Here is a 19,441-nt window from a genome sequence, read left to right as displayed (position 1 = left end):
CCGCACCGGCCCGCTTCGAGGACAGGCCGCATACTGCGCCCAGGTCCCGAATCAGAAATCGACTCATGAGCAGGCTCGCCCGCAAAACCGCCATCATCACTGGAGCCACCTCGGGCATCGGTGCCGCAACCGCCGTGCTCTTTGCCGAACACGGCGCCAATCTCGTGCTCACCGGACGACGCGCCAGGCTCGGTGAAGATGTCGCCAGACAGTGTCGCGATGTCGGCGCAGAATGCGTGTTCGTCGAAACGGACCACACTCAGCTGGCCGACTGCGAAGAAGTCATTCAAACCGCCCTCGACGCATTCGGCGGCATCGACATTCTGTTCAACAACGCAGGCATCGTTCCCCGGGGCACCGCCGAGACCACCGAACTCTCGGTGTGGCAATCGACTTTCGACACCAACGTCACGGCCGTGTGGCAGATGTGCCGGCTGGTGGTGCCACACATGCGGGCTCGCGGCGGCGGCGCAATCGTCAACCATGGCTCGGACTGGTCGGTGGTCGGCGGCACCAACGCGCTGGCCTACGTCTCAAGCAAAGGCGCAGTGGCCATGATGACCAAGGCCATGGCGCTCGACCATGCCCCCGACAACATCCGCGTCAATGCGGTCTGCCCCGGCGACACGTTCGTCGAGCGCTTCCAGAAGAAACTAACTACCGCGCAGGCCGTGGCTCAAGCCAGCGCCCACATTCCTTTGAAACGCTTTGCCACGCCGGCCGAGATCGCGTACGCAGTGCTGTACCTCGCCTCACCCGAATCTTCGTATGTCACCGGCCATCTGTTACTGGTCGACGGTGGTCACACTGCGCAGTGAAGTCAGAGCAGTATTTGCTCGGGCGGCTCCGCTTCAAACGACTCCGGGACGAAACAATCTGCAATTCGTTGCACATCGCTGTCGCCAACGTCCCGAGCTGCCACCGCTGCGCGCCACTGAGCCCGCACTGTCTCCTGAACCTCATCGATGACCTGGTTTGCATCGGCACGACTCAGCTGAAACACCTCGGCACTCGAGAGCAAATTCTCGCGTACCGCGATCGCGCCGTATTCACCCACGACAAGCGCGAGGTAGCGCCTCCGAGTATTGCTCGGCTTCGGTACCAGGTCGAACGCGGGCGAGAGATGAAAGTGGATGCCCTCTGCAACCAAGGCGTGATTGCGCTCGTGATCATCCGTAGAAGTCGTAAGCGCATGGAATGCGATTCGCCTGAACAACTGACGACGATCCACCTCACCCGTCACCGTCCATCGACTCAGCTCTCTGGCAAAGCGCGGATAGGAGCCAGTGAACGAGTTCCGGGCCACCGCTTCGTTTGACAGGAACACCGTGCCGGCGCTCACCATGCGATGACGCTCGATCCCCGCCTCCGTGACATTACGGTCAAAGCGCTTCACCAGCAGGATGTCCTGATCGTGGATACGAGCTACATCATGCTCAGGCACAGAGATCCCACAAGCCGCGGCCAGATCCAGCATCGCCGCTTCGACACGAACTTCATTGAAGCGATCGCTCTGCCGATTGAGCTTCGCCAGCCAAACCGCACCGTTTCTCAGAACTGTGAACTTCGGTCGCGCGCCACCCGCGGACGTGCCGGCGCCAAAGACAATGGCGGCATCTTCTTCAGTCGAAGTCAAAGGAACATTTCGATCGAGCTTCTGAATGGCATCCACATACGGAATGTTTTCCAGATCTTCCCATCGGAGCAGCGAGCGCTCTTCGATTGGAGCCTCGGGTGTTTTCCCAAAGGCCAAAGCACCGCTGCGATCCGCGGAAGGCAACCAAAGGTAATCGAAGAGCTGCCGGTATTCGGCTCCGTATAGCTTGCTTGCTACGTGGCGCCCCCAGTCGTCGGGGATCGCATCGCGAATGATGCCGAAGAGCCCTGAGTTCAAAGTCGTAGTAAACAGTTGCTCCCGCAACGGCAGTACGACTGGATCAAGAGGCAGTGCCGAGGGATTCCGAAGATAGGACTCGCCGTAAACGAATTGCCCCACGGCAGGCGATCGGCTGCTGTCGAGCCCAAACCGACCCGCAACCGTCGGTTTGAGTTGCCCGGGAAGGTAGACGAAGACGTATGCGACCTCAGCCATGGTGGCAAATCGGTCAGAACTTGTTATTCAACGGCCGACGCAATCGCACGCGCTTGTCGGAGACTGAAAAGGAAAGCGCTTGCCCGTCGCGATCGAGACCTGGGTCTGCAACGAGGTCCAGCTCCTGAAGCAACCCAAGCGCCCAGAGAGCTGAGGCGTACACACCGATCTCTGTTGTGGACGAGCCCCGCTCCATCGCAATGACCGTGGCTCGGGTTCGGCCAATCTTGGCCGCTAGGTCTTCCTGCCGTAGCTTCCGCCGTAGACGCGCAAGGCGAATACGCGAGCCCAGCCGCGTTACCGCCTCAATGGGCGCCTCATCGACAGACTGCGGCGGCGGTCTCTTAGCCATGTACGCTATATTGCACGTTAGATGGCATAGAGTCAATTAAAACGCACACCGCTAAGGCCGTTCGCGGGGTCCGGTCACCTATACATATGTGTCCAGAACCGCGACCTCGCCTGACGTGACCATTGCGCCTATGTATCCATCCGGCCGGATCAGCACCCAGTCGCCGGGTGACAGGGCATACGCGTTGCTGAAGTGACCGTGGTCGTCGGTCAAATCGCCACGACTGCCGATGGTGTGAATCCGCAAGCCTGCTCGGGGTCGCACGCAATCTCTATCGACCTCGAAGCCGAGCAGCGTCCAGTGCGGGCCGATGAGCAAGTCGAACAGACGCTTGGGTTGGCCGCCCGCTCCACGCAGCGGCGCATCGGGCGCGCGATCGCCGGCACGCACTCCGCTCGTTCGCGGCGGCTTCTCCACCGCGAGCGAACCGCCGGGATATCCAACATCCAGCTGATGAACTTCGCGACCGCGACGGATATTGCCCCGCTTGGCCGCGTCGAGCAGATCGGTGGACAGTCCCAACACGCTCGCGGCAATCGGTCGTCGCTCCTCTTCGTAGGTATCGAGTAGCGCATCCGAACGCCCTGCAATGACGGCCGCCAGCTTCCACCCCAAGTTGTATGAATCCTGGACGCTGGTGTTGAGTCCCTGACCGCCTGTGGGTGGATGAATGTGAGCAGCATCGCCGACCAGAAACACGCGATCGACGCGATATCGATCCGCGAGCCGCGCATTCATGGTGTACGCCGAAGCCCATGAGACCGACTCCACGCGAATATCCGTTCGCCCTGTGCGCTCAGCAACGAGTGCACTGAGCGCGTCCGCCGACAAGTCGATATCGCCTTCGAGCGGAATGGGCGCCTGGATCTGAAACAGCTCGGTGCCTGCCAATGGGCACAGCCCGATCTGCGCCTGCATCGACTCAGCATTGAATCGATGCCAGGCGTCGCGATCCAGTCCCGACAGCACCACATCCGCGACCAACGCGCGCACGCCCAGCGTTTTCCCAGGAAAGCCGATGTCGAGCGCGTGACGAACGAAGCTGCGTCCACCATCCGCTCCGATCAGATAGCGCGCTCGAACGTGTTCCTCGCCGTGCTTGCCCCGCAGTCGTGCCGACACTCCATCGTTGTTCTGCTCAAACCCCAGCAGTTCACATCCGAACTCCACGACGTGCCCAAGTTCAGCCAGCCGCTCACGCATGACACGTTCGGTGAGAAACTGCGGGATCATGAGCGGAATGTGATAAGGCTCCGACGGCGTTGCACCCCGCCGCTCCATTAGATCCGATTCGGTGCAACTACCGTCCGTGTGATATTCCCGGTGAGGCGGATACTCGCCTCCCCGAGCGACGATGCGATCGAGAATCCCAACGTCCTCGAAGATTTCCTGAGTGCGCGGTTGAATGCCCTTACCGCGCGAGCCATGAAACGGTTCTGCCATTTTATCGATCACTCGCAAGCGTACTCCGCGCCGTGCGAGATCGATTGCAAGCGTGAGTCCGGCCGCGCCCGCGCCGCAGATCAAAACATCCGTTGAATAGCCTTGCATCGCAATCCCTCCATATGTGTAATGTGCACATATCTGGAGGAACCCTATGCCGCCGGCCAAACGAGTGCAAGCTGCACATATTTCGTCTCAGCAGCTCAAGGACTTGCATCGATCGATCATCGATATCATCGGCGAATTCAACCGTCCGCAACGGGACGAGTACATGGTGCGGGCGGCGGGTGTGTCGCTCGAAGGCGTGTTGTTTCCGCTGCTGGTCGGGATCGAAAGAGTCGGCCCCATTGCACTGGTCGAGCTCGCCGATCGCGCCGGCCGCGACTACACGACCGTGAGCCGGCAGGTCACGAAGCTCGAAGAACTGGGATTGGTGAAGCGCGAAGAAAACTCGGTGGACCGTCGGGTGCGCAGAGTCGCCATCACGCCGCAAGGTAAAGCGATGACGAACCGGATCGACACCGCACGCGAGCGTTTGGCACGTGCCATTTTCGACTCATGGGATCCTGGCGATGTGGAAGCGCTGGTACGGCTCAGTCGCAAGCTTGCGGACGCGCTGAAGAGCTGAGATAGAATCGGCCCACTCTCTTCGAGGCCTATCGCCATGGCAACTCAATCCACGATGCTCGAGCTCGGCACGACCGCTCCGGACTTTCGCCTGCCCAGTTTCGATGGCAAGGTCACCGCGCTCTCCGACTTCCATGACGCGCGCGGGCTGGTGGTCGCGTTCATTTGTAGTCACTGCCCGTTCGTCAAACATATCAGCCATGAGTTCGCGCGCTTTGCGCGGGAGTATCAGTCACGAGGCATCGCGGTCGTCGCGATCAACTCCAACGACATACAGGCCTATCCCGCCGACGGCCCGGAAGGCATGGCAGCGGAAGCGCGCAGCGCCGGATATACGTTCCCGTATCTGCTCGATGAACCGCAGACCGTCGCCAAAGCCTATCGCGCGGCCTGCACGCCCGACTTGTTTCTTTTCGACGCGCAACGCAAGTTGGTCTATCGAGGCCAGTTCGATGACAGCCGCCCCAGCAAAGGCACCGCGACGGGTGCCGATCTGCGCGCCGCATGCGACGCGCTCCTCGCAGGGACCGGGGTGACGAAGGATCAGAAGCCGAGCATCGGCTGCAGTATCAAATGGAAAAAGTAGCGCGGCTCCTCGGATCCTTCATTTCTTGACCTCGTGGAACGTGGCCATGATGTGCTGACTGCCGCTCAGGGGCGTGGCCGCAGTCGCATTGATCCTCTTCGCGGTGACTTCCTTGCAATCGCCGGGCTGCACGGTCGCTTCCTGCCCGTCGTAACGTAGTTTCATCGCAGCGGCCTCGTTGCTCGCTTTGACACATACCTTGTAGTCCTTGGCGGTCTGGCTGTCGTGAATGGTCTTGACCTCCTGGCCGGTCAGATCGATCTCGCCCGGCGTGACCGCGGCTTTCATCTTGTCCATGGTCGCCTCGGTCTTTTCTCCGGCAAACGCGGACGAGCATCCCAGCAAGGCCAGCATCGTCGCGAGTAACAACTTCATATTCATCGTCGTAAACCTCGTGATCGTGTTCGTATCGACCGCATCACGTTGGACGCGCCAGATGTCACTTGCAATCGGAACATCGTGCAGCACCTAAGAACTATTCTGTAAGCGGATCCGCCATCCCCAAAGCGCTGCGACGCATCGCCGGACAGAGTCACAGTGGGCCCTTCATGACCGCAATCACCGCCCGACTGCCAGCCACGTGGCCTTCCTGGATCGCGCCGGCACTGACCGTGCTCCTTCTGTGCGTCGTGCTCCTGGTCGTGCATCGAGAGCTAGAGCATTTCCATCTGCACGAGATGCTGGCCTATCTGCGCGAGATCCCGGCCTCGCATCTCATTGCCGCCGCGATCTGCACGGTCGTTAGTTATGCGCTGCTCGGCATGTTCGACTTCACCGGTCTGCACTACTTGGGAAAGCGGCTGCCGTACCGGCGCGTTGCGCTCAGTTCATTCATCGCCTACGCCATCGCAAACAATGCCGGGGCCAGCGCACTGACCGGCACGGCGATGCGCTTGCGCCTGTACACGCCTCAAGGTCTCACTGGCACTGAGGTGGTGACGCTGCAAGGATTTTGCAGCCTGACGACCGCACTCGGGCTCGGCACTCTGACCGCGCTGTCGCTGCTGTTTGCGCATGACCGAAGCGTCGCAATGTTTCATTTGCTTGGGCCGTGGACCTGGATCTGCGGCCTGCTGTTGGCCGGTGCGATCGCCGCGTACGTCGGCTGGAGTAGCGTGGCCAGTCACGGGATCGGATTTCGCGGCTGGTCGCTGCGACCGCCCGGCCCGGTGCTCGCGCCGTTGCAAGTCGTGCTCGCTACGCTCGAGCTGTCAATGGATTGCACGGTGCTGTGGTTATTGCTGCCATCGGACGCGCATATCGGATTACCTGGCTTTATCGGCGTGTTCGCGCTCGCCGTCACGGCGGGAATCATCAGTCATGTGCCGGGCGGCCTCGGTGTGTTCGAGTCGGTCGTGATGCTGGCGGTGCCCGACGTGCCACGCAACGAATTGCTCGGTGCGCTGCTCGCCTATCGAGCCATCTACTATGTGGCACCGCTCATTGTCGCCGGAGCGCTGTTCGCGGTGGTGGAGTTATATGACTATCGACATCGTGTCGAACGGGTCAGCTCGCTCGTTACGGCTTACGTAGCCCAAGTGTCGCCGCAGATCGCCGGCACGCTCGTGCTGCTCGCCGGTATCGTCCTGCTGATCTCCGGAGCGACGCCAGCCACGGCCTCGCGCCTGGCACTCTTGCGAAATCTGCTGCCTTTGCCGGTGCTGGAGATGTCACATCTCATCGGCAGCATCAGTGGCCTAGGCCTGCTGGTGCTCGCACGAGCGCTGTATCGTCGCGTCCGCGAAGCGTATCGAGTGGCGGTCACGCTGCTGGTCGCTGGCATCGTGGTGTCGTTGCTGAAAGGACTCGACTACGAAGAGGCTGCCATTCTCGCAATCGCGCTCGTCGTCCTCTGGCTCGGGCGCGATGCCTTCCATCGCCCCGCGTCGATCATGGAAGAACGCTTCACGCCGATGTGGATCATCGGCATCGTCGCCGTGCTCGGCGCGGTCGCCTGGGTCAGTTATTTCGCGCACCGACACGTCCAATATTCCAACGAGCTGTGGTGGACGTTCGCGTTCTCGGCCGACGCTCCACGCGCACTGCGGGCATTGTTGCTGACGGCACTGGCTGCGGCGACGTTCTTTACAATGAACCTGTTGCGCCCCGCTCGTCCACCGCCTGTATCGCCGAGCGCCAAAGAATTGGAACGTGCACGGGCCATCATCGATCGCTCCGATGAAACGCTGGCCAATGCCGCGCTCTTTGCAGACAAGCGCCTGCTGTTCGCGCCGAACGACGATGCGTTCATCATGCATCAAGTCGCCCGGCGCAGTTGGGTGGCGCTTGGCGATCCGGTCGGCGATCCGCAACGCTACGAGGAACTGGTCTGGCGATTTGCCGAGCTCGCGAACAGATATGGCGGCTGGACCGTGTTCTATCAGACCGGTCCCGATCATCTCCCGCTCTACATTGACTGCGGCCTGTCGCCGGTGAAGATCGGCGAAGAAGCGCGCGTGTCGTTGTCGGAATTCAGTCTCGACGGTAGAGAACATCGCGACATTCGCCAATCGCACGCGCACGCCGCACGCGACGACGCGACTTTCGAAGTTCTACCCGTCGAAGCGGTGCCAGCGCTGCTGCCCGAGCTGCGCGCGATTTCCGACGCGTGGCTGCAAGAGAAGAATGCCGCCGAGAAGGGCTTCTCCATCGGCACATTCAACGAACAATACATTCTGCAGTTTCCTGTCGCTGTGGTCCGCCGCGACGGCATTCCAACGGCTTTCGCCAATCTATGGACCACTCGCAGTCGAGCCGAGCTGTCCGTCGACCTGATGCGATTCGGTCCGGGCGCGCCTCGCGGCGTCATGGATTTTCTGTTCGCCGAGCTGATGCTATGGGGACGAGCCCAAGGCTATCGATGGTTCAATCTCGGTATGGCGCCGCTCGCCGGGCTAGACCAGCCTTCGTTCACGCCCGCCTGGAATCGTATCGGCAGCTTCGTATTCCGACATGGTGAGCATTTCTATAACTTCGAGGGTCTGAGAAGCTACAAGGCGAAATTCGCACCTGTCTGGATCGCCCGATACCTCGCAGCACCGCCGGGAATCCTGGTGCTGCCGAGCGTACTGGCGGATATCTCCACTCTGATCGCTGGCGGCCTGAAGGAACTGGTGAAGAAATGAGTGCGCAGTGGCAACGATTGCTATGGCTTGCTCTGTTCGCATGGACGAGCCTCGTCGACGCGGCACCTTCGGAACTCGCCGATCTATCGTTGATCGAAGTTCCTGCCGGCAAGTCCAAGCCATCGGACTCGACGCCGCTCGCCCTTCTGATTACCGGCGATGGCGGCTGGGCACGCATCGACCGCGCGCTCAGCTCCGAGTTGGCCGCCAACGGCATTCCGGTCGTTGGCTTCGACTCTCTTCATTACTTCTGGAAATCGCGCACACCGGAAGAAACCGCACGCGATGTCGCGCGGACCATGAAACATTACATGGAGCAATGGTCGCGCGGACGCGTCGTGCTCATCGGCTACTCCCTTGGCGCTGACGTCATGCCCTTCATCGTCAACAGATTGCCAGCGGATTTACATGAGCACGTCTGTTCCGTCGCGCTGATCGGCCTGAGCGACACCGCGGTCTTCGAGGTCCATGTGAAGCAATGGTTGCCGGGCGCCAAACCCGAGGGCAAGCCCGTCGCTCCCGAGCTCGCGAAGCTGACACCTTCCCAGTTGCTCTGCCTTTACGGCGCGGACGAGCACGATTCGCTGTGCCCAAGCTTGTCCCGAACCGAGGCGCGGGTCGAGCAGATCGGTAACGGCCATCATCTCGGCGGCCAATACAGCGAGATCGCCGAGCGGATCATCGCGGCGTCACGCTGCTGAGGCGGCCAGCTGATCTCGCACCATCAAGACCGGCACCGGCGCGTGACGTAGCACGAGCTCGGCATCGCTGCCCAGGATCAGACGTTTCAACCCTCGGCGGCCGTGAGTTCCAAGGACGATGAGTTCGACGCCCGATTCACTGGCCTGCGCGACAATCTCTTTCCATGCATGCGCGCCGATCTTCTCAATCATCTTCGACTCGAACGGCACACCGGCATCGCGAGCCACCATGGCGGCGTGCTCGAGGATCTTCGAGCCCGAGCTGCGAATTTCATCCGCCAATGCCTGGTAGTACGCGGTGGACGCGATCTCGGTCTCCAGGATCAGCGTGTTCAACACATGCAGGAGCAATAACCGCGCGCCAGTCGCTTTCGCCAGCCGGATTGCTTCATGCAAGCCGCGCAGCGAGGTCGCGCTTCCGTCGACGGCAACGAGAATGTTCTTGTACACGACAGTTCACCTATCAGAGGACCAGCAACTCCGCGAAGTTCGGGCTCTTCACGACCAACATGTCACAGGGCAATTGTTCCAGCACCAGCTCCGCGGTGCTGCCGATCAACATTCGCTTCCAGCCTCGGCGCGAGATCGCGCCCATGGCCATGATGTCGATCTCATATTCGCTTGCGACACGACACAGCGCTTCGGTCACGCCGCCGACTTCCAGATGAACGTTGCCCGCCGGCAGCGAGTAGTCCGACGTGAGCGCGGTCAGATCATTGAGCTTGGCTCTGCGCTCCTCTTCCAATGTCTCCGGCGGTACGTCTATCACCAAGGCTGGCACCGCGACCGCCGATGCAATCATCGACGCCGGAATGTAGGTGTGAATGGCATGCAGCTCGCCGGCAAGTGCCTCCTTGAGTCGGGTCGCCTCGTCCAGGATGCAGCGATCGAGCAGTCTCGGCTTGTCATCCAGGTGACCTGGATCGAGCGCCGCGCCGATGCGGTGACTTGCCGACCAAGGTGTCGGCTTTACGAGCAACAACGGCACCGGGCAGCCTCGAATCAACTCCCAGTCTGTATTCGTCAGGAACGACCGCTGCGCAATCGTGTGATGATGCGTGTCCTTGATCACCAGGCCCGCGCAGGTATGTTTGACTCGATCTAGCAATGCGGTGTGCAGTGGATCTGCGGACAGGATTTCCGTTGTTACCTCGAGGCCCTGGTCTCGTAGCGGAGCCGCGATAGACTCGAGCCATGGGCCGAGCTGTTGCAGCGGTTTCTGCGGCGACTCCTTCATGTGCTGCGCGAAGCGTGTATTTCGTGCTGCCTGCGTGTCGCAGATGAACAGATCGAGCCGCGCCGACAGTTTCTTGGCGAGCAGCGCCCCCTTGGCAACCGCGGAGCGCTGTTTGGCGGTCGGATCGACGATCGCCAGAATGTTTTGGATCGGAGTCATGATCCCGCCTTGCTGGATGGTGCAATTCATCCGCTCATGACAGTTTCATCCCACACACGCCAGCCCGGGTACCGGTGAATCCCCCTAACCCGCCCGCACAACTCCAGGGTGATGGCTTCGCCCGCTTACGAGGAGACTACGCTCATGCCGGCTGAACATTCCCTATGAGCGACACTGGCACGCCGTTGCGCATCGAGGAGCTGCTGCAGCTCGCGGCCTTCGAGCATGACGTCACCCATCCTCGGCTCGTGGAAACCCATATTTCCTGGGTCATTCTCACTGGGCCGTTCGCGTACAAGATCAAGAAACCGGTGAAGCTCGACTTCATCGATACCTCCACGCTCGAACGCCGGCGGCATTACTGCTACGAGGAGTTGCGCCTGAATCGCCGGCTGGCGCCGGAGCTGTACCTCGACGTCGTTCCGATCACGCGTCAGGGCGGTCGGGCTCATATGGGTGGCGACGGCCCCGCGATTGAGTATGCGGTTTGTTTGAAACAGTTTGACCCTGACGAGGAATTGCCGGCGCTCCTTGACCGGGGCGATGTCTCGTTGCCAGAGATACTGCGCCTCGGCGAAATGCTCGCCGACTTCCACCTGAGGACTGAGGCGATCTCCGACTTGTATGCGCCGGAAGCCACGCAGCGCATGTACGACACGGTGCTTGGCAATCTGGAGCAACTGCTGGAGTACACCGAGCGCCAGCAGGATATTCCTGAACTTCGACGATTGTGGGACTGGACGCGTGCCGAGATCGAAGCGCACCAGGCGGCCTTCGAAGAACGAGCACAGGAACATCGGATCCGCGATTGCCACGGCGATCTGCACGCGGCAAATGTCGTTCGATTCGATGGCCGGCTGGTGCCGTTCGACTGCATCGACTTCGACGCGCAGCTGCGCTGTATCGATGTCATGAACGACATCGCCTTTCTGATCATGGATCTATACAGCCGAGACCGTGAAGATCTCGCTGCCGCGCTGTTGAGCCGGTATCTCGAGATCACTGGTGACTATGCGGGTGTTCGCTTGTTGCCGTTCTATGCGGTGTACCGAGCGTTGGTTCGAGCGAAGGTCGATGCGATTGCTGCCGACACGAAACGAATGCAACGACGGGTGCGGACGGCTGTTGAATTGACCCAACGTCCTCAACCGACGCTCCTGTTGATGCACGGCCTGTCCGGCTCCGGCAAATCCTGGCTGAGCGAACAATTGGTGGCGCCACTGCACGCGCTGCGCATCCGATCGGATCTCGAACGACAGCGACTGCTCGGCGCATCCGCGTCGGCGGCCGGCTTCAAACAGGGCAACTATGCGCCGGAAATGAGTCACCGGGTTTATGCCAGGCTCATGGAGTGCGCCGAGCGCTGCCTGCAAGCTGGCTTCAACGTCATCGTCGACGCCGCCTTTCTCGATGCCGCTGACCGCGAGCTGTTCACCTCGCTGGCGGATCGCATGAACGTGACGTGTGTTTTCATTTCATGCCATGCCGATCCGGCGACTCTGCTGAATCGGGTGGCGACCCGGGCAAAGCGCGGCAATGATCCTTCTGAAGCCGATCAGTCGGTCGTCAACGCGCAGCTGCGTGACTTCAAGCCGCTCAAGTCAGAGCATCACCGCATTGTTGAAGTCGATACTCGCGATACCGATCCCGTCGGGAAGGTGGTCAGTTCTTTGCAGCCGGCTTCTGTAACAGCCAAACGTAATCGGCCAACCGTCCAATAATCACGCGCGTGGCACGCTCCGCATCGGGGTTGCCGAGTTCCAGCCGACTCAGGTCCTCGCCCCACACGGGCATCGTGCGACTCCCGTGCGCGCCTACGATGAAACGGCCATCGATGATCTTTTCGATCCGATCGCGCGGGTACGATCCTTGGGCCCGCCGTGCGATGAGCGTCAGATCGGGCACTTCCACTTTGAACGAACCGGCCACGGGCCCATCGCCCCGACCCGTCAGGCCGTGACAGCTGGCGCAGAAGCGGCCGTAGAGTTCTTGCCCTGACATAGCGACATAGTCGGCAGCACCCGCTGTCGCATTCCAACTCAGCAGAGCCACCGTGCAGACGAGTGACGCGGTACGCATCGTTCTAACTCTTCTGGATCGTGCGTAAATACTCGACCAAGCGATCGATCAGTGCGTCCACGCGGGCGCGCTCCGCCGGATCGTTCATCGTCTCACTTCGATAGAACTGCCAGCCCCAGACCGGCATGTCCCGCGGCCCATGCGCCGGATGCTCGAAGCGTCCGTCGATGGTCCGATGCACATCTTCCGCTGGGAACTCGCCACCGTGCCGATGCGCGATTCGCGTAAGGTCAGCCACATGGATCTTTACCAGCGGCGCCACCGGCCCATCGCCCTCGCCGCCCACGCCATGGCAACTGGCGCAGGACGATTGATACATCTCCAGCCCCGACATGCTCGTCACCTCTCGCTGCGTCGGCTGCGCCGCGCAGGCTGCGAGAACCAGGGGCAAGACCAAGGCAGGAATCAAGCAGAACTTCATGCTCGGCTCCGAGAACCGTTGATACGCTTCAGCGAATCAAGTGTTCTCCGCCGCGCCAAGCTCAACTATGCGGGGATGGCCGTAAAGGCTACGTGGCAGCGGCTAGCCGCCGGAGTGATCGGTCACGCGAGCTCAACCATGGGCACGCGTGATCAGCTCATCGAGGGCATCGATGATCTGCTGACTTTCCTCTGCCAGGGAATGCACAACTTTTCCCAGCTTGTCCGTGGCAACGGAAACAAGTTCCAGCGGATGCAAAACGACGGCCGTACCTTCGATGTTGAACGTCGGATTGAAACGCGGCAGAGCAATCTTATCGAGCTGCGATTTCTTCACCAGCGGCACGACGACGCGACGCTTGTATCCATCGAAGAGGGCCGATTGCACCACGACCACGTAGGGAATCGTGTCGCGATTCGTGCCTCGATTGCGATGGACGTCGAACTGCGCCATTACAGAGTCGAATGCTCGTCGGCAAACGAGCCGTGCTTTTCGCCAAAGGCATTCCAGTCATTGACCGCGTCCTTGCACGCCTTGGCATGAGCGTCCCTTCGAACCTTCTCCTTGGCCACAAAGTCAGCAAGCAACGACTCGACCACCTCGGAAAGGTTGTTCGTCACTTCGCGGACCTTGGCGATCAAATCCTCGTTCAGCGACAGGTTCACCGGTCGCTTCGGTGCCTTGAGGTTATACGCGGGCCGCATTCGGAGTGTCTCTAACATCATCATGCGCATAGTATGCGCATGACACCCGGAAAGCAATCCCCGGCCCAGCGATCATCGAGCCGAGCGCCCCGACGGCCGCAAGCTGGCCGCCACTGACCGCAGGCCGGCGAGGGCGAAGGTGACCATGTGATCGACCAGCGCGTCGGTATCGGTGAGTAACGTGGGGAATATTTTCTTTTGCCAGTCGGGATTCGCGACCAGTAGAAACATGCAAGGGCCGACGATGCTCACGGTGGAGCGGCTTACGGCCGGATGGGTAGGCGGGACGCCCAGGATTTCGCCGATCAACCCGGTCACCATTTTCGCTTTCGGCATGACTTGGTTCTTCATCATGCCGTCCATGAGTGACGAAGGCGCCATGAGCTCACGACTGAGCACGCGTAACTCCCATGCACCTGAATCGCGCCGAGCGACTTCGCCAACGATCTTTCGTAACAGTAATCGCAGCTTGTCCGCCCCGCTCGCGTCGCTCTGAGTGATCTCGGCGACGATGTCTATGCTGATCAGGCGCGCGTGCGCTTCCTCTAACACGGATGCATACAAACCGTCCTTGCCGCCAAAGTGATAATTGACGGCTGCGATATTCGCATTCGCCAGCTCGCAAATCTCCTTACTGGTCGCCCGCTCGTAGCCGTGTTCAGCAAACACGCGGCCCGCGACCTCGAGCAATTGTTGCTTCGTCTGCGCCCCATTTTCGCGCATTGCCGCCCGCGATGGCGGGCGCTTCGCTACCTGCCGTGGCTTCGCGGAGGAGGTGTCGGTCTTGCGGGGACGAGGCATTCGGCGACTCGAACAAATAAAGTTGAAATTCAAATTTGATTTTGAATAGACTGGCGACCGATTGCAACCCTGCCCTCGGACGGATCCCGTGCCGAAAAGAATCATCCCAATCGTCGTAGTCGCACTATTGGTGCTCGCTCTGCTGGGCTACTGGCTGTTCCATCGCGGCGACGACAGCTCGCAGATCGTCTTACAAGGCAACGTCGATCTGCGACAGGTCGAGCTGCCTTTCAACGACAGCGAGCGCATCGCCGAAGTGCTAGTCGAAGAAGGCACGGCCGTGAAGGCTGGCCAAGTGCTGGCACGACTCGATAAGGGTCGCCTCCTCCCTCGCGTAGCGCAGGCGGAAGCGCGCGTCGCCGCTCAGCGCGAGGCTCTGCGTAAACTTCAGAATGGCGCGCGGCCCGAAGAAAAAGCTCAAGCGCGTGCAGCGCTAGCGGCGGCGCAAGCCGAGGCAGTGAATGCAACGAGCCAGTTGCAACGGCTGCGAAGTATCAACGATGAATCGAAAGGTCGCGCCATCAGTCCGCAAGATCTCGAAGCGGCCGTCGCAGCGGCGCGAATGAGCGAAGCACAAGCCGAGAGCCAGCGTAAGGCACTCGATCTGACCCTCGCCGGCCCGCGCGTGGAAGAAATCGATCAAGCGAAAGCGCAACTCGATGCTGCCGAAGCCGATCTGGCGCTGCTCAAACGACAGCTGGCAGATGCAGATCTCGTTGCGCCCACGGACGGCGTGATTCGCAATCGCCTCATGGAGCCAGGCGAGCTTGCGACTCCGCAGCGACCAGTGTTCGCACTGGCAATTACCACGCCGAAGTGGATCCGAGCGTATCTTTCCGAAATGGAATTGAGCCGCGTGGCACTGGGTGCGCCGGCGCGCGTCACGATGGACAGCGCGCCGAACGATCCGCTGACCGGCAAGGTCGGCTTCATTTCCTCGACGGCGGAGTTCACGCCGAAGACCGTTCAAACCGAGGAACTGCGCACCAGCCTGGTCTATGAAGTCCGTGTGTTCGTCGACGATCCGCAAGACCGGTTACGCCTCGGCATGCCGGCGACCGTGACGATCACGCCCGAGACTGCAAAATGAACGCCGGCGCTGGCGACCTCATCGTTCAAGGTGAGGCGATCACCAAACGATTCTTGCGCCAAAAGAACGATCCGATCACCGCGCTCGACAACGTTTCCTTCGGTGCGCGGCACGGCACGTTGACGGCGCTGGTCGGCCCGGATGGCGCAGGCAAGACGACTCTGCTGCGACTGACAGCGGGTCTCATGAAGCCTGACGAGGGCACACTCACGGTCATCGGTCTCGATGCGGCCAAGCAACCGCAGGCGATTCAAGATCGCATCAGTTACATGCCCCAGCGCTTCGGCCTGTACGAGGATCTGAGCGTCCAGGAAAATCTGGATCTGTATGCGGACCTGCATGGCGTGAGCAAAGAACAGCGCGCCGAACGCTATCCGCGACTCATGGAAATGACCGCCCTCGCGCCGTTTCTCGATCGGCTCGCAGGCAAACTTTCCGGCGGCATGAAACAAAAGCTCGGCCTCGCCTGCACACTGGTGCGTTCGCCGGAATTGTTATTGCTCGATGAGCCCACTGTCGGCGTCGACCCGTTATCTCGACGCGAGCTGTGGGACATCGTCAGCGGGCTCGTCGAGAACGAAGGTTTGTCCGTACTCGTCAGCACATCCTACATGGATGAAGCCGAACGTTGCGCGCATGTGGTCGTGCTCCATGAGGGCAAGGTGCTGGCGAGCGGCCCACCGAACGAGCTGAGATCGCGCGCGAACGGTCATTCCTTCTTCGTACTCTCACAGCGGCAAGAACCCGCGCGAAAGCTGCAGGCAGAGCTCATCGACCGCCCCGATGTCATCGACGCGGTACCTCAAGGCGGCCAAGTGCGCGCAGTCCTGCGCGAGCGCGAGCCGTTGTCGCTCAAGGACGCAACGCTCGAAGCGACACCTCCAAATCTCGAAGACAGCCTGATGATGTTGCTGCGGCAGGAAATGCACGCGCGGCCCGCCGCGAACGCCGCGCTCGAGCTCGTCAAGAAGGAAGAACAGGCTCACGACGTCGTGATCGAAGTGCACGATCTGGTCCGCAAGTTCGGCGACTTCACCGCGGTGAACCGCACCAGCTTCGAAGTGAAGCGAGGAGAAGTGTTCGGCTTGCTCGGCCCGAACGGCGCCGGCAAGACCACGACGTTTCGAATGCTGTGCGGCCTGCTGCCCGCGACGTCCGGAACATTACGAGTCGCCGGCGCCGACCTGCGACGCGCACGCGCCGAGGCTCGACAGAACATTGGCTATGTGGCGCAGAAATTCTCGCTCTACGGCGACATCAGTGTGCTCGAGAATCTGCAATTCTTCGCCGGCGCCTATGGCTTGCGCAATTCCCGGGCCGAACAGCGCATCGAATGGGCCATGGAGAACTTCGAGCTCAAGCAACGCGCGACCTCCACGGCCGGCTCATTGCCCGGCGGGTTTCAACGACGCCTGGCGATGGCCGCCGCGCTGTTGCACGAGCCAGCCATCGTTTTTCTCGACGAGCCAACGAGCGGCGCCGACCCGCTGGCACGGCGCGAGTTCTGGCGACGCATCGGTTCGCTCGCCGATCACGGCACGACCATCGTGGTCACGACCCACTTCATGGAAGAGGCCGAGTACTGCGATCGAATCATGATCCAGGACGCTGGCACGATGCTGGCCATCGGCACGCCAGAAGAAGTTCGCCAGCAAGCGGGCGAAGCCGAGCGACCGGCGCGATCCATGGAAGAAGCCTTCATCGGTATCGTCGAACACGCGCGCGAACGAGCGCAACGTCAGGAGCACGCCGCATGAGCGACCGCCCAGCTCACACGCAGCGACTCTCCTGGCGCCGGCTACGTGCGCTCACGGCGAAAGAGACGCGTCAATTGCTTCGCGATAAGAGCAATCTGATGGTCGGCCTGTTCCTGCCCGTCGTGCTGATTTTGATCTTCGGCTACGGCCTGTCGTTCGATGTGAGAAATGCGCCGGTCGGCATCGTGTCGCAGGACACCTCGCCCACCGCCCGCGACGTCGTCGCAGGTTTTTATCTGTCGCCCTACTTCACCGTGACCGAGCTGCACTCCATGAGCGAGGCGCAACGTTTGATGCGCGCGGGCAAGATAGAGGCGATCGTCTACCTGCAAACCGATTTCTCGCGGCGCCTGGCGGCGGGCAACGCCACCATTCAAGTGCTCGTCAACGGCGTGGATGCCAATCGCGCACGCGTGCTCGAAGGTTTCGCGCAAGGGGCGATCGGACAGTGGAGCATCAAGCGCGCGACCGCGGGTGAAGGTGGCGCGATGCCCGCGCCGGCCGTGCGGCTGGAAACACGGTTGTGGTTCAACGAGGCGAACACCAGCACGCACTTTCTGGTCCCCGGGCTCATCGTCCTCATCATGACGTTGAACGGCGCACTGCTCACGTCGCTGGTGATGGCGCGAGAGTGGGAGCGCGGCACACTGGAATCGTTGTTCGTCACGCCGATCAATACTGGCGAGCTGATCGCCTCCAAGCTCATCCCCTACTTCGGCGTCGGCCTGTGCGGTCTCACGATGTGCCTGCTGGCGGGGAAGTTCCTGTTCTTCGTGCCCATTCGCGGCTCGCTGCTACTGATCGTGCTGATCTCGATGCTCTATCTGCTCGTGTCGCTGAGCCTGGGGCTGCTGATCTCCGCCGCGACCAAGAATCAGTTTCTCGCCTCGCAGATCGCCTTGATCACCAGCTTTCTACCCGCGCTGATGTTGTCGGGTTTCATTTTCGATCTGCGCAGCGTGCCTGCCATCGTGCGCGCGATTAGCACGGTGCTGCCGCCCACGTACTACGTCGAAGCACTGCAGACGTTGTTTCTCGCCGGCAATGTGCCTGGCCTGCTCATCAAAGACGTCGCCGTGCTGCTGGTCGCCGCGGTCGTCCTGTTCGTCCTGATTCGCATCAACACGCGGAAGCAACTCGTATGAACGCGACGCTCCACCGCATTGCCATCCTGATCCGCAAAGAGCTGATCGCCATCCTGAAAGACCCGCGCAGCCGCCTGGTGCTGGTGGTTCCGGTGATCATGCAATCGCTGCTGTTCGGTTATGCGGCCACGTTCGATTTGAACGAAGTGCCCTATGCACTGCTCGACACGGACCGAAGCAATGCGTCGACTCAATTCATGGCGCAGGTCGACGGCTCGGGCGTCTTCACGCGCGTGGCGAATCTCACCAATGCATCGCAAATCGGCGAGACCATCGGCAAGAAGCGCGCGATCCTGGTCATTCATGTGCCGGCCAATTTCGAACGGGACATCGTGTCGGGACGGGGCGGCGTCGTGCAGGTCATTGCCGATGGCCGCAATTCGAATACGGGCAACGTCGCCGCCTCCTATGTCACCGCCGCGGTCGATCGTTTCAATACTCAATGGAACGAATTGCGCGGGGGCCCGACGCCGGCACTCACGATTCAAACGCGCGCCTGGTACAACCCGAACATGGAGACGCGCTGGGCCATGATTCCCAGCCTGATCGGCGCACTGAGCATGCTTCAGGTGCTGATGCTCTCCGCACTGTCGGTCGCACGCGAGCGCGAACAAGGCACGTTCGATCAGTTGCTGGTCACGCCGCTGCGCCCGACGGAAATCATGATCGGCAAAGCGGTGCCGCCCATTCTCATCGGGCTGACGCAGTCCTCCATCATTTTCCTGGTGGCGCGTTTCTGGTTCCACATTCCTTTTCAGGGCTCGCTGTTCACGCTGTATTCCGGGCTGCTGTTGTTCACGACCGCCGCGGTCGGCATCGGGCTCGCGCTGTCGGCGTTCTCGAAGACGATGCAACAGGCCATGCTGTACACGTTCGTGCTGCTGATGCCGATGATGCTGCTGTCCGGCCTGACTTCGGCGATCAGCAACATGCCGCCGGCCATGCAGTACCTGACCTATGCTAATCCGCTGCGCTATGCGATCGACCTGGTGCGGCGTGTGTATCTCGAAGGAGCGAGCTTCGGTTATCTCTACCACGACATGTGGCCGCTGGTGGTCATCGCACTGCTGACCCTGCCCATGGCCGCGTGGTTGTTCCGACACCGGCTCGTGTAGGTGCGTC

At 61.0% G+C, this 19,441-nt stretch carries 21 protein-coding genes; 10 read left to right on the top strand and 11 right to left on the bottom strand.

Annotated features, from left to right (window positions below; translation table 11 throughout):
• Positions 1–65: 65 nt before the first annotated feature.
• Positions 66–818, top strand: coding sequence for an SDR family NAD(P)-dependent oxidoreductase (locus ACFPN2_RS05315; protein WP_380595586.1), 753 nt, complete (start codon positions 66–68; stop codon positions 816–818).
• A 2-nt stretch (positions 819–820) separates the two neighbouring features.
• Here the strand turns inward: ACFPN2_RS05315 and ACFPN2_RS05310 are convergent, their stop codons facing one another.
• From ACFPN2_RS05310 to ACFPN2_RS05300, 3 genes are all read right to left on the bottom strand, one after another.
• Positions 821–2,092 (bottom strand): type II toxin-antitoxin system HipA family toxin, encoded by a 1,272-nt coding sequence (locus ACFPN2_RS05310; RefSeq protein ID WP_380595585.1) that lies wholly within the window; start codon positions 2,090–2,092, stop codon positions 821–823.
• A gap of 13 nt (positions 2,093–2,105) precedes the next feature.
• Positions 2,106–2,444, bottom strand: coding sequence for a helix-turn-helix domain-containing protein (locus tag ACFPN2_RS05305; protein ID WP_380595584.1), 339 nt, complete (start codon positions 2,442–2,444; stop codon positions 2,106–2,108).
• Positions 2,445–2,522: 78 nt separating this feature from the next.
• Positions 2,523–3,995, bottom strand: coding sequence for an FAD-dependent oxidoreductase (locus ACFPN2_RS05300; protein ID WP_380595583.1), 1,473 nt, complete (start codon positions 3,993–3,995; stop codon positions 2,523–2,525).
• Positions 3,996–4,041: 46 nt separating this feature from the next.
• Here ACFPN2_RS05300 and ACFPN2_RS05295 point away from each other — a divergent pair, with 46 nt between their 5' ends.
• Positions 4,042–4,515, top strand: coding sequence for a MarR family winged helix-turn-helix transcriptional regulator (locus tag ACFPN2_RS05295; protein WP_380595582.1), 474 nt, complete (start codon positions 4,042–4,044; stop codon positions 4,513–4,515).
• A 36-nt stretch (positions 4,516–4,551) separates the two neighbouring features.
• Positions 4,552–5,100 carry a thioredoxin family protein gene (locus ACFPN2_RS05290; protein WP_380595581.1) on the top strand — a complete coding sequence of 183 codons (549 nt, stop codon included), beginning with the start codon at positions 4,552–4,554 and terminating at the stop codon, positions 5,098–5,100.
• An 18-nt stretch (positions 5,101–5,118) separates the two neighbouring features.
• On the opposite strand, the gene ACFPN2_RS05285 is transcribed toward ACFPN2_RS05290, so the two are convergent.
• Entirely contained in the window at positions 5,119–5,481 is a 363-nt protein-coding gene (locus tag ACFPN2_RS05285; RefSeq protein ID WP_380595580.1) for a hypothetical protein, read from the bottom strand.
• A 167-nt stretch (positions 5,482–5,648) separates the two neighbouring features.
• On the opposite strand from ACFPN2_RS05285, the gene mprF reads away from it, so the two are divergent.
• Together mprF and ACFPN2_RS05275 are read left to right on the top strand one after the other, a co-directional pair.
• Entirely contained in the window at positions 5,649–8,225 is a 2,577-nt protein-coding gene (gene mprF, locus ACFPN2_RS05280) for a bifunctional lysylphosphatidylglycerol flippase/synthetase MprF (RefSeq protein ID WP_380595579.1), read from the top strand.
• Complete coding sequence (locus ACFPN2_RS05275) at positions 8,222–8,926, top strand: AcvB/VirJ family lysyl-phosphatidylglycerol hydrolase (RefSeq protein ID WP_380595578.1); 705 nt, start codon at positions 8,222–8,224, stop codon at positions 8,924–8,926. The genes mprF and ACFPN2_RS05275 overlap by 4 nt, the downstream gene beginning before the upstream one ends.
• Here the strand turns inward: ACFPN2_RS05275 and ACFPN2_RS05270 are convergent.
• Both ACFPN2_RS05270 and ACFPN2_RS05265 read right to left on the bottom strand, forming a co-directional pair.
• Positions 8,915–9,376, bottom strand: coding sequence for a universal stress protein (locus ACFPN2_RS05270; protein ID WP_380595577.1), 462 nt, complete (start codon positions 9,374–9,376; stop codon positions 8,915–8,917). The two genes, ACFPN2_RS05275 and ACFPN2_RS05270, sit on opposite strands and share 12 nt — an antisense overlap.
• Before the next feature lie 13 nt (positions 9,377–9,389).
• A complete protein-coding gene (locus ACFPN2_RS05265; protein ID WP_380595576.1) occupies positions 9,390–10,322 on the bottom strand; it encodes a universal stress protein in 933 nt (310 codons plus the stop codon).
• 164 nt (positions 10,323–10,486) lie between these two features.
• On the opposite strand from ACFPN2_RS05265, the gene ACFPN2_RS05260 reads away from it, so the two are divergent.
• Positions 10,487–12,043, top strand: a complete 1,557-nt coding sequence (locus tag ACFPN2_RS05260; protein WP_380595575.1) for a bifunctional aminoglycoside phosphotransferase/ATP-binding protein — start codon at positions 10,487–10,489, stop codon at positions 12,041–12,043.
• On the opposite strand, the gene ACFPN2_RS05255 is transcribed toward ACFPN2_RS05260, so the two are convergent.
• The 5 genes from ACFPN2_RS05255 to ACFPN2_RS05235 form a co-directional block, all read right to left on the bottom strand.
• On the bottom strand, positions 11,985–12,401 hold the full coding sequence (locus ACFPN2_RS05255) for a c-type cytochrome (protein ID WP_380595574.1): 417 nt from the start codon (positions 12,399–12,401) through the stop codon (positions 11,985–11,987). The genes ACFPN2_RS05260 and ACFPN2_RS05255 overlap by 59 nt on opposite strands.
• A 4-nt stretch (positions 12,402–12,405) precedes the next feature.
• Positions 12,406–12,822, bottom strand: coding sequence for a c-type cytochrome (locus tag ACFPN2_RS05250; RefSeq protein ID WP_380595573.1), 417 nt, complete (start codon positions 12,820–12,822; stop codon positions 12,406–12,408).
• Positions 12,823–12,954: 132 nt separating this feature from the next.
• Positions 12,955–13,275, bottom strand: coding sequence for a CcdB family protein (locus ACFPN2_RS05245; RefSeq protein WP_380595572.1), 321 nt, complete (start codon positions 13,273–13,275; stop codon positions 12,955–12,957).
• On the bottom strand, positions 13,275–13,526 hold the full coding sequence (locus ACFPN2_RS05240; protein ID WP_380595571.1) for a type II toxin-antitoxin system CcdA family antitoxin: 252 nt from the start codon (positions 13,524–13,526) through the stop codon (positions 13,275–13,277). Before ACFPN2_RS05240 ends, ACFPN2_RS05245 begins: the two co-directional genes overlap by 1 nt.
• Before the next feature lie 72 nt (positions 13,527–13,598).
• On the bottom strand, positions 13,599–14,249 hold the full coding sequence (locus ACFPN2_RS05235) for a TetR/AcrR family transcriptional regulator (protein ID WP_380595570.1): 651 nt from the start codon (positions 14,247–14,249) through the stop codon (positions 13,599–13,601).
• A gap of 166 nt (positions 14,250–14,415) precedes the next feature.
• Here ACFPN2_RS05235 and ACFPN2_RS05230 point away from each other — a divergent pair, with 166 nt between their 5' ends.
• Genes ACFPN2_RS05230 through ACFPN2_RS05215 form a run of 4 tightly spaced genes read left to right on the top strand, consistent with a single transcriptional unit; the run spans position 14,416 to position 19,434 of the window.
• Positions 14,416–15,417: an HlyD family secretion protein gene (locus ACFPN2_RS05230; RefSeq protein WP_380595569.1), complete on the top strand. Its 1,002-nt coding sequence runs from the start codon at positions 14,416–14,418 to the stop codon at positions 15,415–15,417.
• Positions 15,414–17,174 (top strand): ATP-binding cassette domain-containing protein, encoded by a 1,761-nt coding sequence (locus ACFPN2_RS05225; protein WP_380595568.1) that lies wholly within the window; start codon positions 15,414–15,416, stop codon positions 17,172–17,174. The genes ACFPN2_RS05230 and ACFPN2_RS05225 overlap by 4 nt, the downstream gene beginning before the upstream one ends.
• The gene (locus tag ACFPN2_RS05220) at positions 17,171–18,319 is read left to right on the top strand and encodes an ABC transporter permease (RefSeq protein ID WP_380595567.1); all 1,149 of its coding nucleotides are present in this window, start codon (positions 17,171–17,173) and stop codon (positions 18,317–18,319) included. Before ACFPN2_RS05225 ends, ACFPN2_RS05220 begins: the two co-directional genes overlap by 4 nt.
• Positions 18,316–19,434, top strand: a complete 1,119-nt coding sequence (locus ACFPN2_RS05215) for an ABC transporter permease (RefSeq protein ID WP_380595566.1) — start codon at positions 18,316–18,318, stop codon at positions 19,432–19,434. Before ACFPN2_RS05220 ends, ACFPN2_RS05215 begins: the two co-directional genes overlap by 4 nt.
• The last annotated feature ends 7 nt before the right edge of the window (positions 19,435–19,441 follow it).

The sequence above is a fragment of the Steroidobacter flavus genome, from assembly GCF_042651805.1.
Classification (GTDB): domain Bacteria; phylum Pseudomonadota; class Gammaproteobacteria; order Steroidobacterales; family Steroidobacteraceae; genus Steroidobacter; species Steroidobacter flavus.
The sequence above is the reverse complement of the archived record's forward strand: the minus strand, read 5'-3'. Positions and strand labels throughout refer to the sequence as shown.

Bases quoted from the DNA above. Each gene is read 5' to 3' on its own strand.
- ACFPN2_RS05235 (WP_380595570.1), bottom strand. From the start codon at position 14,249: ATGCGCGAAAATGGGGCGCAGACGAAGCAACAATTGCTCGAGGTCGCG.
- ACFPN2_RS05250 (WP_380595573.1), bottom strand. From the start codon at position 12,822: ATGAAGTTCTGCTTGATTCCTGCCTTGGTCTTGCCCCTGGTTCTCGCA.
- ACFPN2_RS05300 (WP_380595583.1), bottom strand. From the start codon at position 3,995: ATGCAAGGCTATTCAACGGATGTTTTGATCTGCGGCGCGGGCGCGGCC.
- ACFPN2_RS05260 (WP_380595575.1), top strand. From the start codon at position 10,487: ATGAGCGACACTGGCACGCCGTTGCGCATCGAGGAGCTGCTGCAGCTC.
- mprF (WP_380595579.1), top strand. From the start codon at position 5,649: ATGACCGCAATCACCGCCCGACTGCCAGCCACGTGGCCTTCCTGGATC.
- ACFPN2_RS05215 (WP_380595566.1), top strand. From the start codon at position 18,316: ATGAACGCGACGCTCCACCGCATTGCCATCCTGATCCGCAAAGAGCTG.
- ACFPN2_RS05265 (WP_380595576.1), bottom strand. From the start codon at position 10,322: ATGACTCCGATCCAAAACATTCTGGCGATCGTCGATCCGACCGCCAAA.
- ACFPN2_RS05225 (WP_380595568.1), top strand. From the start codon at position 15,414: ATGAACGCCGGCGCTGGCGACCTCATCGTTCAAGGTGAGGCGATCACC.
- ACFPN2_RS05295 (WP_380595582.1), top strand. From the start codon at position 4,042: ATGCCGCCGGCCAAACGAGTGCAAGCTGCACATATTTCGTCTCAGCAG.
- ACFPN2_RS05305 (WP_380595584.1), bottom strand. From the start codon at position 2,444: ATGGCTAAGAGACCGCCGCCGCAGTCTGTCGATGAGGCGCCCATTGAG.
- ACFPN2_RS05315 (WP_380595586.1), top strand. From the start codon at position 66: ATGAGCAGGCTCGCCCGCAAAACCGCCATCATCACTGGAGCCACCTCG.
- ACFPN2_RS05220 (WP_380595567.1), top strand. From the start codon at position 17,171: ATGAGCGACCGCCCAGCTCACACGCAGCGACTCTCCTGGCGCCGGCTA.
- ACFPN2_RS05255 (WP_380595574.1), bottom strand. From the start codon at position 12,401: ATGCGTACCGCGTCACTCGTCTGCACGGTGGCTCTGCTGAGTTGGAAT.
- ACFPN2_RS05275 (WP_380595578.1), top strand. From the start codon at position 8,222: ATGAGTGCGCAGTGGCAACGATTGCTATGGCTTGCTCTGTTCGCATGG.
- ACFPN2_RS05240 (WP_380595571.1), bottom strand. From the start codon at position 13,526: ATGCGGCCCGCGTATAACCTCAAGGCACCGAAGCGACCGGTGAACCTG.
- ACFPN2_RS05245 (WP_380595572.1), bottom strand. From the start codon at position 13,275: ATGGCGCAGTTCGACGTCCATCGCAATCGAGGCACGAATCGCGACACG.
- ACFPN2_RS05290 (WP_380595581.1), top strand. From the start codon at position 4,552: ATGGCAACTCAATCCACGATGCTCGAGCTCGGCACGACCGCTCCGGAC.
- ACFPN2_RS05310 (WP_380595585.1), bottom strand. From the start codon at position 2,092: ATGGCTGAGGTCGCATACGTCTTCGTCTACCTTCCCGGGCAACTCAAA.
- ACFPN2_RS05285 (WP_380595580.1), bottom strand. From the start codon at position 5,481: ATGAATATGAAGTTGTTACTCGCGACGATGCTGGCCTTGCTGGGATGC.